General features: G+C 39.1%; 13 protein-coding genes. 12 read left to right on the top strand and 1 reads right to left on the bottom strand.

Translation table 11 applies throughout. The annotated features are described in order from the left end of the window. Window positions 1-14: 14 nt before the first annotated feature. The 8 genes from LT090_RS04510 (at window position 15) to acpS (ending at window position 6899) form a co-directional block, all read left to right on the top strand. Complete coding sequence (locus tag LT090_RS04510) at window positions 15-488, top strand: SoxR reducing system RseC family protein (protein WP_068546734.1); 474 nt, start codon at window positions 15-17, stop codon at window positions 486-488. Between the two features lie 147 nt (window positions 489-635). After that, window positions 636-2426 carry a translation elongation factor 4 gene (lepA, locus tag LT090_RS04515; protein ID WP_068546735.1) on the top strand — a complete coding sequence of 597 codons (1791 nt, stop codon included), beginning with the start codon at window positions 636-638 and terminating at the stop codon, window positions 2424-2426. Window positions 2427-2435: 9 nt separating this feature from the next. Continuing rightward, the gene (gene lepB / locus LT090_RS04520; RefSeq protein ID WP_068546736.1) at window positions 2436-3356 is read left to right on the top strand and encodes a signal peptidase I; all 921 of its coding nucleotides are present in this window, start codon (window positions 2436-2438) and stop codon (window positions 3354-3356) included. After that, complete coding sequence (gene rnc, locus LT090_RS04525) at window positions 3357-4037, top strand: ribonuclease III (protein WP_068546737.1); 681 nt, start codon at window positions 3357-3359, stop codon at window positions 4035-4037. After that, window positions 4027-4932 carry a GTPase Era gene (gene era, locus LT090_RS04530; RefSeq protein WP_068546738.1) on the top strand — a complete coding sequence of 302 codons (906 nt, stop codon included), beginning with the start codon at window positions 4027-4029 and terminating at the stop codon, window positions 4930-4932. The genes rnc and era overlap by 11 nt, the downstream gene beginning before the upstream one ends. Window positions 4933-4970: 38 nt before the next feature. Continuing rightward, window positions 4971-5729, top strand: a complete 759-nt coding sequence (gene recO / locus LT090_RS04535) for a DNA repair protein RecO (RefSeq protein ID WP_068546739.1) — start codon at window positions 4971-4973, stop codon at window positions 5727-5729. Between the two features lie 33 nt (window positions 5730-5762). Continuing rightward, a complete protein-coding gene (gene pdxJ, locus LT090_RS04540) occupies window positions 5763-6497 on the top strand; it encodes a pyridoxine 5'-phosphate synthase (protein WP_068546740.1) in 735 nt (244 codons plus the stop codon). A 21-nt stretch (window positions 6498-6518) separates the two neighbouring features. Continuing rightward, complete coding sequence (gene acpS, locus LT090_RS04545) at window positions 6519-6899, top strand: holo-ACP synthase (RefSeq protein WP_068546741.1); 381 nt, start codon at window positions 6519-6521, stop codon at window positions 6897-6899. A gap of 42 nt (window positions 6900-6941) precedes the next feature. On the opposite strand, the gene barA is transcribed toward acpS, so the two are convergent. Beyond that, the gene (barA, locus tag LT090_RS04550; RefSeq protein WP_068546742.1) at window positions 6942-9713 is read right to left on the bottom strand and encodes a two-component sensor histidine kinase BarA; all 2772 of its coding nucleotides are present in this window, start codon (window positions 9711-9713) and stop codon (window positions 6942-6944) included. A 122-nt stretch (window positions 9714-9835) separates the two neighbouring features. Here barA and rlmD point away from each other — a divergent pair, with 122 nt between their 5' ends. From rlmD to LT090_RS04570, 4 genes are all read left to right on the top strand, one after another. Beyond that, a complete protein-coding gene (gene rlmD / locus LT090_RS04555) occupies window positions 9836-11158 on the top strand; it encodes a 23S rRNA (uracil(1939)-C(5))-methyltransferase RlmD (RefSeq protein ID WP_068546743.1) in 1323 nt (440 codons plus the stop codon). Between the two features lie 141 nt (window positions 11159-11299). After that, on the top strand, window positions 11300-13495 hold the full coding sequence (relA, locus tag LT090_RS04560) for a GTP diphosphokinase (protein ID WP_068546744.1): 2196 nt from the start codon (window positions 11300-11302) through the stop codon (window positions 13493-13495). An 18-nt stretch (window positions 13496-13513) separates the two neighbouring features. Beyond that, window positions 13514-14308 (top strand): nucleoside triphosphate pyrophosphohydrolase, encoded by a 795-nt coding sequence (gene mazG, locus LT090_RS04565; RefSeq protein WP_068546745.1) that lies wholly within the window; start codon window positions 13514-13516, stop codon window positions 14306-14308. Between the two features lie 37 nt (window positions 14309-14345). Next, window positions 14346-14957 (top strand): hypothetical protein, encoded by a 612-nt coding sequence (locus tag LT090_RS04570; RefSeq protein WP_068546746.1) that lies wholly within the window; start codon window positions 14346-14348, stop codon window positions 14955-14957. Window positions 14958-14971 lie beyond the last annotated feature (14 nt).

Genomic DNA, 14971 nt, shown 5'->3' on the forward strand with positions numbered 1-14971 from the left:
CCTGTTACACGCACATGATAGAAGAAACCGCCAGGGTAGTCGCCATTAATGGTTCACAAGTTACCTTGCAAAGCCAATTGAAATCTACTTGCCATAGTTGTTCTCAACAGGACGATTGTGGCAGTGGTCAAGTGGCAAAAGCCTTTCCACAAAAAAGATTAACCACAGAGATTACCACCGATATTAAACTAGCGATTGGCGATGAAGTGGTGATTGGTGTGCAAGATAAAGATCTACTCACAGCAGCCTTTGAAGTCTATATGTTACCGCTTATTGCGATGTTAATCGCGGCAAGTTTTGCTCAGCTGTATTTGGTGGAACAATTAGGCTGGAGTGAGGTATATGCCATTATCTTTGCTATGTTTGCTGCAGTGATTGGCTTTTTAGTTGCTAAAAAGCGCCAAAATAGCAGCGGACGCCAACGTCAATTACAGCCAGCCTTAATTCGTAAATGTGACAATCAGATCTCAATTACCGAAGTTTTATAAGCTATTTAAAGCAACGAAAACATTCATTGTTACATTAATTCCTCTTTTATCATTGATAAACTTACTAAATAGATAGGAAAACGGCGCTAAATTAGCTAAAATCAGCGCAATATTTTATTTAATTTTTTATCAGTGAAAGCTCCTTATATGAAGCACATTCGAAATTTCTCAATTATCGCCCACATCGACCATGGTAAATCAACGCTGTCAGATCGATTAATTCAACATTGTGGCGGTCTTCAAGCCCGCGAAATGGAAGCCCAAGTTCTCGATTCAATGGATATCGAACGTGAACGTGGTATTACCATCAAAGCTCAAAGTGTGACGCTTGATTACACCGCAAAAGATGGCGAAACTTATCAGTTAAATTTTATCGACACTCCTGGTCATGTTGACTTTTCTTATGAAGTATCACGTTCTCTTGCTGCCTGTGAAGGGGCTTTATTGGTGGTAGATGCAGGTCAAGGTGTTGAAGCACAAACATTAGCAAACTGTTATACCGCCATCGAAATGGATCTAGAAGTGGTACCAATTTTAAACAAAATTGATTTACCGCAGGCTGATCCTGATCGTGTTGCAGAAGAGATTGAAGACATTATCGGAATCGATGCTACTGATGCTGTGCAATGTTCAGCGAAAACCGGTATTGGCATTGAAGATGTTTTAGAAAGCATCGTTGCTAATGTTCCACCGCCAGTTGGTAATAAAGACGACAAGTTACAAGCGCTAATTATCGATTCATGGTTTGATAATTATCAAGGCGTTGTTTCATTAGTGCGAGTTATGCACGGTGAAATTCGAAAAGGCGACAAGATGACAGTTATGTCTACAGGACAAACTCACATCATCGATAAAGTTGGTATTTTCACTCCGAAACAAACAGACACTGGTGTGTTAAAAACTGGCGAAGTTGGTTTCATTATTGCCGGCATTAAAGAAATTCATGGTGCGCCAGTTGGTGATACATTGACGCTTACTAAAGACCCTGCTACTGAACAATTGCCAGGATTTCAAACCGTTAAACCACAGGTTTATGCTGGTATTTTTCCAATCAGTTCTGATGATTTTGAAAACTTCCGAGATGCGTTGAACAAATTATCTTTAAATGATGCCTCATTATTTTTCGAGCCAGAAAGCTCTGGTGCATTAGGTTTTGGTTTCCGTTGTGGTTTCCTAGGTATGTTGCACATGGAAATTATTCAAGAGCGTTTAGCTCGAGAATATGACCTCGATTTAATTGCGACAGCGCCAACTGTTAACTATGAGATTTTATGTACAAACGGAACTTTATTAAGCATTGATAACCCTGGTGAGTTGCCTGCTGTTAATGAAATTGAAGAAATTAGGGAACCAATTGTCGAAGCAAACATCTTAGTACCACAGGAACATTTAGGTAATGTTATTACTTTATGTATTGAAAAGCGTGGAGTACAAAAGAGTTTGACCTATCACGGCAAGCAAGTAGCGGTTAAATATGAACTACCGATGGCCGAAGTGGTAATGGACTTTTTTGACAAACTTAAATCGACAAGTCGTGGTTACGCGTCATTAGATTATAACTTTGTCCGTTTCGAGCAATCTGACATGGTTCGAGTTGATGTACTAATTAATGGTGATAGAGTCGACGCGTTAGCGATGATCACTCACCGCGCAAATTCAGTTTCTCGTGGCCGTCAACTGGTTGACAAATTGAAAGAGCTTATCCACCGTCAAATGTTTGACGTGGCGATTCAAGCAGCGATTGGTAACAACGTTATTGCTCGTACAACGGTTAAGCAGCTTCGCAAGAACGTTATCGCAAAATGTTATGGTGGTGATATTTCTCGTAAGAAGAAACTATTACAAAAACAAAAAGAAGGTAAAAAACGCATGAAACAAGTAGGTAATGTTGAAGTACCTCAAGAAGCGTTTTTAGCAGTTTTAAAACTAGGAAAATAATATTAATCTATGGCTACTTATTTCTCGATAATTTTAGTTGTTGTTACCTTTGTCACTGGCATCGTGTACTTCATTGATAAGTTTAAATGGGCGCCGGTGCGCCGAGCAAACTTGGAAGCGACACAAGCTCAATGTTCACAGCCTCTTGAGCAAAATGCCATCGAAAAAATTATGACGCCGAGTGCTGCGGTTGATACTGCGGTACAAATATTTCCGGTAATTGCCTTTGTTTTAATTCTGCGTTCATTTTTATGGGAACCGTTTCAAATCCCATCAGGTTCGATGATGCCGACATTGTATGATGGCGATTTTATTTTGGTGAATAAGTTTAATTATGGTTTGCGTGAGCCTGTAGCACGTAACAAGTTTTGGGAAAATGGTTCTCCGGAACGTGGTGATGTCGTGGTCTTTAAGTACCCAGAAAATCCTCAACAAGATTATATTAAGCGAGTTGTCGGATTACCTGGTGACCGAATTACTTATCACAACAAAACGCTATATATTCAGCCTGCATGTATCGACACCAAGGAAACTTGTCCGAAGAGACAACAGATTTTGACCAAGTTTGAAGTCTTGGGTGAGGATACTTCTCGCGGTATGCCATTAACAAAATATACCGCCGATATGTTAGGTAAAAAGCATCCGATATTAATTAACCAACAACAATATTCACAGTCGAATCGTTTCTTTAAACAGCCTGGCATGACAAACGGTGAATGGTTGGTACCTGAAGGTCAATACATGATGATGGGCGATAATCGCGATAGTAGTCTTGATAGTCGTTTTTGGGGATTTGTTCCTGAAGATCATTTAGTTGGTGAAGCGGTTGCAATTTGGATGAGTTTTGAATTCGAGAGAGATGAACAATCTTTTCTACCTAAATGGGTGCCAACGGGTATACGTTTTAATCGAATTGGTGGGATCCATTAATTGCCTAATAGTAACTTGACGAGATTACAGAAACAGCTTGGTTATCAATTCGTTAATCAAAAATTATTAACGCAAGCGTTAACACACCGAAGTGCAAAGGGCGATAATTATGAACGCTTGGAATTTCTAGGAGATTCCATTCTTGGTTATGTGATCGCTCGTGCATTGTTCGAAAAATTTCCGAAATCGAGTGAAGGCGAATTAACACGTATGCGTTCGACTTTAGTTCGTGGCGTGACACTTGCAGAAATTGGTCGTGAATTTAATTTAAGTGATTATTTAATTCTTGGTCCTGGGGAGTTAAAAAGCGGTGGCTATCATCGTGATTCAATCTTAGAAGATGCAGTAGAAGCTATTATTGGCGCTATTTTCCTTGATTCAGATATGATTTGTACCCGTAAGAAAGTACTCTCTTGGTTTGAAAGTCGTATCAAAAAGATTCAGCCCGGTCACTCTCAAAAAGATCCTAAAACTCGTTTACAAGAATACCTGCAAGGTAGAAAAAAGCCATTGCCGATGTACGACGTGGTCAACACAACAGGGCAAGCTCATAATCAAGAATTCACCGTTAGTTGTGTAGTAGACTCGCTTAAAGAACCTATTATTACTAATGGAACCTCTCGCCGTAAAGCTGAGCAAGCGGCTGCTGAAAAAGCATTGGAGTTACTTAATGTCAAATAATTACTGTGGTTTGGTGGCTTTAGTTGGTCGTCCTAATGTTGGTAAATCAACATTGTTGAACGCTTTGCTTGGTCAGAAAATATCAATCACCTCCCGTAAGCCACAAACAACACGCCATCGTATTTTAGGTATTTTAACTGAAGAAAATCGCCAAGCGGTTTTGGTTGATACTCCTGGTCTACATCAGGAAGAAAAGCGCGCAATCAACCGATTGATGAATCGTGCTGCTAGTAGTTCTATTGCTGAAGTTGAGCTAATTATCTTTATCGTCGAAGGAACAAATTGGACTAGTGATGATGAGATGGTGTTGAATAAAATTAAGAACTCAGGTCGACCGGCAATTTTGTGTGTTAACAAAATTGATAATGTTCAAGATAAAGAACAGTTACTACCGCATTTGCAAAAAATTGCTGCTATGCACGACTTCAAAGAGATTGTGCCTATTAGTGCAACTAAAGGCGATAAAGTCGATAAGATACGCGAGATATGTTTGCAAAACCTCCCTGAAAGTGATTTTTGGTTTCCTGAGGATCATATTACTGATCGTTCATCACGCTTTATGGCGGCTGAGATTGTTCGTGAGAAATTAATTCGCTTTACTGGCGATGAATTACCTTATTCAACAACAGTTGAAATTGAACAGTTTAAATCTGACCAAAAGGGCATTATTCATATCAATGCTTTGATTTTAGTCGAACGTAATTCGCAAAAACGCATGATTATTGGCAATAAAGGTGAAAAGCTAAAAGTCATAGGACGCGAAGCGCGACGAGATTTAGAAGAGTTATTTGAACGCCAAGTTTTTTTAGAAACTTGGGTTAAAGTTAAGTCGGGCTGGGCTGATGATGAACGTGCATTGCGGTCGTTAGGCTATGGAGATGATTATTCCGGCTAAGCTGTTTAATCGCTCATTCAATATAGCTTATTCAATTTATGGCAATAACATCTGAACTTAACCTGCAAAAGGCCTATTTACTCCATTCAAGGCCTTATCGAGATAATCGCTTATTGGTTAATTTACTCACTGAAGAAAATGGCCATGTAAGCGCCGTGGTGTATGTTGGTAAAGGCGGCAGTAAAGGTAAGTCGGCAAATAAAAAAGGCCTATTACAACCGTTTGCAAAACTTGATGTTGAACTTAAAGGTAATGGTGCTCTCAAAAATTTATCAAAAGTTGAAAATGCTGAAAAATCTCTGCCTTTAGAAAGTGACTATTTGTTTAGTGGATTTTACCTTAATGAGCTGATGGTTCGGTTGTTACCTGAAAACATCGAGTTGGAATCCTTATTTGAGTTCTATCAAACCTCAATCAATCAGCTCGCTAACAAAGAACAAATAGAACCCATCTTAAGACAATTCGAATTAACCTTGTTAACCGAACTTGGATTATCGTTAGACTTTTCCATTTTAGATCTACAACAAAATCAAAATCCCAATACCTATGATATACGCGAGCCGCATTTTGATTGTCATTACTATCTACCGGAACAAGGCTTTGTATTAGCTAATTTTGCTGGTAAAACGCCAGCTTATAATACCGAGCATTTGCGCATGATTGGAGATGGTAATTTTTATCAGGCAGACGTATTATTAACGTTTAAGCGATTAATGCGCCAAGTCTTACAAGGTTACTTAGGGAATAAGCCGCTAAATAGTCGTAAGCTTTTTAGTAATAAATTTAAAAATAACTAACATGTTTATCTTTTATCGAGAACTGGAACAATTATGAGTGATATTTTACTAGGTGTTAATGTTGACCACATTGCCACTATTCGCCAAGCCCGTGGCACGACATTTCCTGATCCTGCCCATGCTGCTAGTGTTGCTGAGCATGCCGGTGCTGACGGTATTACCATACACTTACGCGAAGACCGCCGTCACATCAATGATAGAGACGTTGAAGTGATGGCCCATACCATTCAATCGAGAATGAATCTTGAGATGGCGGTAACCGATGAAATGCTGGCAATCGCTTGTCGTATTAAACCTGTATTTTGTTGTTTAGTACCTGAAAAACGCGAAGAGTTAACTACTGAAGGTGGCCTTGATGTTGCTGGTCAAGTAGACAAAATTAGCGCAGCTGTTAGTCAATTAGCAGAAAATAATATTCAAGTTAGCTTGTTTATTGATGCTGATATCACTCAGATTGATGCTGCGAAAAAAACGGGCGCGCCTTATATCGAAATTCACACAGGATGTTACGCGGATGCAGAAAATGAATCCGAACAGCTTGCTGAGCTCGAACGATTAACCCAAGGTATTAAATACGCGCACTCAATCGGTTTAAAAGTAAATGCTGGTCATGGGCTAAATTATTTTAACGTTAAGCCTATCGCTGCGATAAAGGAGATCATCGAATTAAATATTGGTCATTCTATTATCGCTCGTGCGGCGATTGACGGTTTAGACAAGGCGGTACGCGATATGAAACGTCTGATGATCGAAGCTCGTCAAGGCTAGTTATTAAGGAAGTATTGAACTATGTCTGTTGTTGGAATTGGAAACGATATTGTTGAAATAAGCCGCATTGCCAATATGAGTGATGGCGCGCTTGCTCGCCTAGCAAAACGAGTGCTATGTGAAAGTGAAATGAAACGCTATCAATCGATTAAACAACAGCATAGTTTTCTAGCGAAACGATGGGCTGCAAAAGAAGCAGCGTCAAAAGCATTAGGTACTGGCATCGCTGATGGCGTATCGTTTCAACATTTTGAGATTAAAAATTTAGCGTCAGGTAAACCTGAATTATTGTTGACGGGTAGGGCTTTGGAAATTGCCAAGCAGCTTGGCGCGAAATATTTTCATTTAAGTTTGTCTGACGAAAAGCATTATGCGTTAGCTTTTGTGGTGCTGTCGGCATAATCGATATTGAAATAAACCAGCTTTATCTATTTGAAGCTAAACCTAAACTGACACAGTTCTTACTTCACTCATAAAATCTTCAACGCTATTTAATACCGTGTCTATTTCATCAAATAGTTCAAAAAACTCAGGCTCTAAGGCGTCTAATAACTCGCCTTGTTTTAATTGTGTTTCTAGTGAAAATGCGATTTTTTCGAGTCGAGGTACTCCAACATAGCAGCATGCGCCATTGAGTTTATGTAAAATACTTGCAACTGTCGCTGCATCACTTTGTTTAATGTCATGGGCCAAAGATTCCGCTGTTTCTGGCAGCGTGCGAATTAGCATTCCTAACATTTCAAACGCTAAACCTTGGTTATTTCCACTACGTTGCATCGCTAATTGCCAATCAAAAATACCATTAAATGAATGTTCTTTTTGAGGCGTAACTAATTCGTTTTTGCTGGCAATATGTTCAACGCCGGCATGTTCATAAATAATATGTTCAAGAATAGACTCATCAATTGGCTTTGCCATATAACCGTTAAAGCCGGATTTGATCAATTTCTCTTTCTCACCCGCTAATGCATGTGCAGTGACGGCAATAATCTTAGTGTCGATATTGAGGCTATTGCTATTAATTTGTTTCATCGCAGTGATACCATCCATCACTGGCATCTGGATATCCATAAGAATTAAATCAAACTTTTGTTCATGACACAGGTTAAGGGCATCACGACCATTTGTAGCTTGTACTACGGTTTCAACTTTTTGACTAATCAAAGTGAAAAGCAGTTTTAAATTCGCTTCATTGTCATCGACAATTAAAACCGATATTGGTAATCGATGTGACTCGATTGTCGCTCTTTCTTTCGGCGCATCTAGTTGTAGGTTTTTACTTAATAACGCTTCCGTTAAATTGCTTTGAGTAAGCGGCTTGCTAATGCAATTTCTTGCACCAGAAGCAACAAACGTTTGTTGTAATGATAACGAATTCGAGTTTATCGCAACGATGATACGTTTCGCACTTTCGCTTAACGAGCTAATTAAATTTTTGATATCATTGATGTTGGTTGTCGTTACTTTTTGACCAATTAAAGCAAAATCAAACTTGTGCAGATCCTTGCTTTTGACTAACTGTTCAATGTTACCTGCAACGGTAACCTTCATGTTCCAATGCTCTAACAGAGCAACTATAGAATCACGGGCGTGAACATTTGGCTCTAAATAAAGAATGCGTTTGTGTTCCAGTTCAAATGGCTCAGACACGTTGTCTACGGGCAGCTGATTAATTTCGACGTTAAAACTAAAGTTAAAGCTGGTGCCTTGATGTACCTTACTGGTGTAAGTGATGTCACCATCCATTTCTTGTGCTAAACGTTTACAGATAACTAGGCCTAAACCAGTACCGCCGTATAATCGCGTAATTGACTTATCTGCTTGAGAGAATGCTTCGAACAAGTTTTCTTTTTGCTCATTACTAATACCGATACCAGTATCTGTAATATTAAACATCACCTCTATTTTACTATCGCCTTTGTCTTCGTAATCGACGTCGATAGTAATGTTACCTTGGTCAGTAAACTTAATTGCGTTGCCAACTAAATTTAGTAGCACTTGCTTAATTCTTAATGAATCACCAATCAATGAATTCGGTAAGTTTGGTGCAATATTGATAGATAACTCTAAGTTTTTATTGTGTGCAGTAGGTGCCAGCAACGTAATGGTTTCATCAATACAACCACGGAAACCAAAAGGGATATGTTCGATTGTCATATGACCAGATTCAAGCTTAGAGAAATCGAGAATATCGTTGATGATCGCCAATAAATTATTGGCTGAATTATCAATGGTAGAGAGATATTCACGTTGAGTCTCAGAAAGAGGCGTTTTTAGCACTTGACGGGTAAAACCAATAACGCCATTAAGTGGGGTTCTCAATTCGTGTGACATGTTAGCTAAAAACTCAGATTTAACTCTGTTGGCATCTTGTGCTTTGCGCTTAGCTAGATTTAGCTGCACGTTTTGAATTTCAAATTGTTCTAATGCTTCACGCAAATCTAACGTCGCTTGATCGATGTTTGCTTCTAAGTCTTTTTGATAATCTTCGATTGCTTGCGCCATATTGTTAATACCAATACGCAAATTATCCAGCTCACCTTCAAATGGCTTGTCGATACGAGAATCCAAAACCCCTTGACGAATTTGCAGAACAATATCGTTCATCTCTTTCACTGGTTGCGAAATGATATACACAAGTTTGTTGGCAAAAAATGCGGAGATCAATACACCCAAAAATATGGTGGTTAGAGCGATTACAATGACAATCTGTTTGTTAAATAAGTTTAAGCTTTTATCGACTTCGAGAGCGAAATAACCAAAGTAGAGTTTTTCAGTTGGTAGACCATTATCTTTTAATACTTCCAGCTCAATCGGGTAGTACATGACGTAGTAGTTGAGCCTATCGTCAATAATAATGTCCTTCGCCGGAAGCACATCATTATTTAAGATGTAATCCTGAGGATTAATTTTAGGACTAGAATTAAGTAAGTTTCGATTATCTTTATCGAATAGCAAAATCGTTTTAATAAAATCAGAGTTACTGACATGAACGTATTGGATGAGTTTTTTTAGGGTAAAATACTCGTGGTTTTCCATTCGGTGAGCACTAGCAATAGCAAGTGGATCGGCAATGGCTTTTGCTTGTAAATGCAAAGTTTGGTCAAGTTCATTTATACGCGTATTAGCAAAATAGGCACCCAATACCGAGCCGATCACCAAAGTAGGTAGTACAGCAAGTAAAATAACCCAGTCCTTGATAGTTATTTTGATCATATAATAGGTCTAATTCGTGTTAAAATTCTTGATTGATGTTATCTAATGATGGCACATCTATATGCAATTTAGTAGCGCTATGCAAATATGGCCTTATTTTTAATAAAAGTATTTGAATTATAATGGTAAATTTTTATAAACCGAAAGCGGTTAAAAAGCAACAAAATCGTCTGATAACAGTCGAGATAAACTCGCTGGATATCAACGGCGATGGTGTTTCACGTATTGGTAAAAAGCCGGTGTTTATTAGCGGTGCTTTGCCTGGTGAAAAAGTTGAAGCGAAAGTCTCCGAAGAAAAGTCAAAATACCTGCGTGCCCGAGCCATTAAAATATACCAACAATCTGAGCAAAGAGTCGAACCAAAATGTCGTCACTTCTATCAGTGCGGTGGCTGTGATTTACAGCATATGAGTTCAGACGCACAAATCGCCTATAAACAAAAAAAAGTAGCGACATTGTTTAGTCGCAACGCCGACTTAAATGATTTGCCATGGCAGGCTCCGCTAATTAGCGAGCAATGGAATTATCGTCGAAAAGCTCGAATTGGTGTGCAGTATAATAAACTTAACCAGACAACCATTGGGTTTCGTCAAAAGGGCTCAAACGTTCTTACGCCGGTTAAATCATGCCATTTATTACCGTCGATATTTGCCGACGAATTTTCGGCTTTTCACGAACTTTTAGATAATTTTACCAGTCATAGAGCAATATCTCATATTGAAATAATCGATGCTGAAAGACCTGCCGTTATTTTTAGGCAAGTTGCTAAATTAACTGCCCATGACTTAGCGTTGTTAGAGAAATTTTCAACGAGTAAAGACTATCAATTGTTATTGCAAACCGATAACGCGATAGTTGACTTGAACAAACAAAAGCCAGGGTTATTTAGCTATGACATCTGTGGTAGTCAATTGCAGTTTAGCGAATCAGATTTTGTCCAAGTTAACAGCCATTTAAATATTGCCATGGTTGAACAAGCGATTGATTATTTGCAACTTGAAGCAAGTGATACGGTATTAGATCTATTTTGTGGCCTTGGAAATTTTTCTATACCGATGGCAAAAATGGTCAACAAGGTTATTGGTGTTGAAGGTGTGCAAGCCATGGTTGATAGAGCACAAAGCAATGCACAACTAAATCAATTGAGTAATTGTGAATTTTTGCAAGCTGATCTAAATGTTGAGAAAGACCGATTTGATTGGTTAAATAGCGATATTGACAAAGTATTACTTGACCCCGCGCGCGCAGGTGCGTTTAATGCGGTGAAAAATATTGTCGAACTAAATGTGAATTTAATACTCTATATTTCATGTGATCCAGCGACAATGACTCGAGATGCAAAAATCTTATTTGAGCATGGCTATAAACTCGAAAAATTATCTTTGATGGATATGTTTAGTCAGACCCGTCATGTAGAAACTATGGCACTATTTATTCGAAATTAAGTTATTCGAAAGTAAGTTAGCCAAAATTAGATTAGCCGCAATAAAATGTCGGCATTACTAAACGAAAAAGCTTGTATTAAGCCGTTAGATAACACTGCGATATTCGCAGTTGAATAAAATTACCGTTTTGTAGGAACAGTTATGGTATCCGTGAGAAAGTCTCACCAGATGACAACCGAGAATTTTGAATCTTGGTTAACACAATTAAGCCTAGATGAAACTAAAAAATTAGCATTAGAATCATTATGGTCAGAGCAGCAGGCATTATTTAATCAGCATTTAACCTGCCAACAAAAAGCACTTGAAATGGTGGAAATTTTGGCCGGATTAAATATGGACAAAGATTCATTGCTTGCAGCCATGCTAGTGCCATTAGTGGAACATCAACAACTCGAGTTAGACGCGATTGAAGAACACTATGGTAAAGCCATCCATACATTAGTTCATGGCGTCAGCCAAATGGACGCGATTCGCACTTTACAACAACCGACAGGTACTAAATTTGCCTCTGGTCAAATAGATAATTTACGTCGTATGTTGTTATCCATGGTTGCCGATGTGCGCGCCGTCGTTATCAAACTTGCCGAGCGGGTGTGTAATCTAAGGTATGTAAAAGATAGTGACGAAGAAACCAGAGTACTTGCGGCGAAGGAAACTGCAACCATCTATGCACCACTTGCAAACCGTCTAGGAATAGGTCAGTTAAAGTGGGAACTCGAAGATATTTCATTCCGCTATTTACACCCTGATACTTATAAAAAAATTGCCAAGTTACTTGATGAAAAACGCCTCGATCGAGAGCAATACATGGTTGATTTTGTCGGCAGTATTCAACGTGAACTTGATGCTTTAAATATTAAAGGACAGGTCTACGGTAGACCAAAGCATATCTATAGCATCTGGAAAAAGATGCAGAAAAAATCATTAGAGTTTGATCAACTTTTCGACGTCAGAGCGATGCGCATTGTGGTTGATAAACTCCAAGATTGTTACAGCGCTTTAGGTATTGTGCATACCAATTGGAAACATTTACCAAGCGAATTTGATGATTATGTAGCTACACCTAAACCTAATGGTTATCAATCGATTCACACCGTAGTTCTCGGCCCTGATGGCAAAGCAGTCGAAATTCAAATACGTACCCAGCAAATGCACGATGATGCTGAGTTGGGCGTCGCTGCACACTGGCGCTATAAAGAAGGCAGTGCGTCTGGCAAATCAGGTGGTTTTGATGAAAAGATTAATTGGTTAAGAAAGTTACTGCAATGGCAAGAGGACGTATCTAACTCTGACGAGTTGGTGGATGAGTTGCGCAATGAAGTGTTTGAAGATCGTATCTACGTGTTTACCCCAAACGGTGATGTTATCGACTTACCAAATGGTTCAACACCATTAGATTTTGCTTACTACATTCATTCCAATGTCGGTCACCGTTGTATCGGTGCAAAAGTATCAGGCAGGATCGTTCCATTTACCTATAAATTGAAAACTGGTGAGCAGCTAGAGATTTTAACGACCAAACAACCGAGCCCGAGCCGAGATTGGTTAAATCCGTCGTTAGGTTATATTCATACCGCTAGAGCTCGCTCTAAAGTGCAGGCATTTTTTAGGCTGTTAGATAGAGAGAAAAACACTATTGCCGGTAAAGAGTTGCTTGATGCAGAACTTGCCCGCCAAGAAATGCAGGATGTCGATCTACAACCAATATTTAAACGCTTTAACGTAAAAACCGTTGATGATTTATATGCAGCGATTGGCAGCGGTCATGCTCGAGTGATGCAGATTGTAAATCAAATCCAGTTTTTATTGGATAAGAATAAGCCAGCAAGTGACGTTGATCCTAAGATGGTGATTCGCCAACAAACGGAAAATCAAAAGTCTGATCAAAACGGCATTACCGTTTCCGGTGTCGGAAATTTAATGACTCATATGGCTAAATGTTGCCAACCAGTGCCAGGTGATCAAATTAAAGGCTTTATTACTCAGGGGCGAGGTATATCGGTTCATCGTAGTGATTGTGAACAATTACAAAACGCTTTAAAGCAAACTCCGGAGCGCTATGTCGATGTGCAATGGGGCGAAGACCAACGCAGTAAATATCAGGTTTCAATACAAATTGTTGCTGGTGACCGTCAAGGATTATTGCGCGATATTACCACCATAATCGCCAATGAAAAAGTCAATGTGCTTGATATGTCTTCACGCAATGACTACAAAAATAGTAGCAGTATTATCAATTTTAAAATTGAGTTAGCCAATGCTGAAGTACTCGATAGGTTGTTTAATAAAATAGATCAACTTGATGATATCGGTTCGATAAAACGTATTAGAAGTTAACGAAAGGACGAAGCAAAAATGTTGCAAGCACCAGCATCAATTGAAAAGCTTGTTTGGATTATGAGCCAATTGCGCGACCCTAATAAGGGGTGCCCATGGGATTTAAAACAAGACTATTCTTCAATCGTACCTTATACATTGGAAGAAGCGTTTGAAGTGGCAGAAGCTATCGAGAATGAAGATTTTGATGAGTTGGAAAAAGAGCTTGGAGATTTATTATTTCAGGTGGTGTTTTATGCACGCTTAGGTGAAGAAGAGCAACGGTTTGATTTTAGCAAGGTTGTTAGTGCTATTTGCGAAAAGTTGATCCGTCGTCACCCTCATGTGTTTGCTGATCAAGAATTTGCTAATGATGAAGAAATAAAGCGAAACTGGGAAGATGAAAAAGCGAAAGAACGTCATGTTAAAAACCAACAAACGTCGATTTTAACCGATATTCCTAAATCTTTGCCGGCGTTATCACAGGCAAATAAGATTCAAAAGCGTTGTGCTCATGTTGGATTTGATTGGGACAATATCAGTGATGTAGTCGACAAAATTAAAGAAGAGCTTGATGAAGTCGAGCATGAGCTGGCGCAAACGCCGGTGCCACAGGATAACCTGAGTGAAGAAATTGGCGACTTGCTATTTGCCGTAGTAAACTTAGCCCGACATGTAAAAATTGACCCCGAACAAACGCTCAGACAAGCCAATCGTAAATTTACCAAACGTTTCCAGTTTATCGAACAGCATCACACTGACAATGATCTCGATATAAAAGCTTCTACACTCGACTATTTAGAGCAGCTTTGGCAACAGGCTAAGGCTCAATAAAGTACATAATAAAACAACGCCTCAACAAGGATACACAATGCAAAAATTGAATTTTATCATTATATCGGCAGTATTATTAGCAACTCCAAATTCGTTCGCCAAAGCGGTTCCAGCAACCAATACTGTCCCTGTATTACAAAGTCAGCAGCAATTTTTCGATAATATCAAAAAGCTCTGTGGAAAAGCTTTTCAAGGTAAAGTAACCGTTGATAATGCACCATCAGATGCATTTAGTAATAAAACAATGATTATGCACGTGAGAAAGTGTTCTGAACAGCAATTGCAGGTGCCTTTTCATGTAGGCGATGATGCTTCAAGAACTTGGTTAATTACCAAAACCGGCAGTGGTTTATCGCTAAAGCATGATCATCGACATAAAGACGGCAGCTCAGATAAATCTACCATGTACGGTGGTCATACTGCTGACGGGGGCTATCCGCAAGTGCAATCATTTCCTGCTGATCAATTTTCAAAGGACTTGTTTGTTGAATTAGGCATTCCGCAATCAATGGGCAATACTTGGCAAATGTATATCTACCCAAAGAAATTTACCTACAGAATGGTAAGGGAAGGGCGCGAGTTTCGCGTAGATTTTGATTTGACCAAAGCAATCACACCACCATCAGCGCCGTGGGGTTATTCTGATTAATAGCGATCGCTTTC

It is taken from the genome of Thalassotalea crassostreae, assembly GCF_001831495.1.
Lineage (GTDB): Bacteria > Pseudomonadota > Gammaproteobacteria > Enterobacterales > Alteromonadaceae > Thalassotalea_A > Thalassotalea_A crassostreae.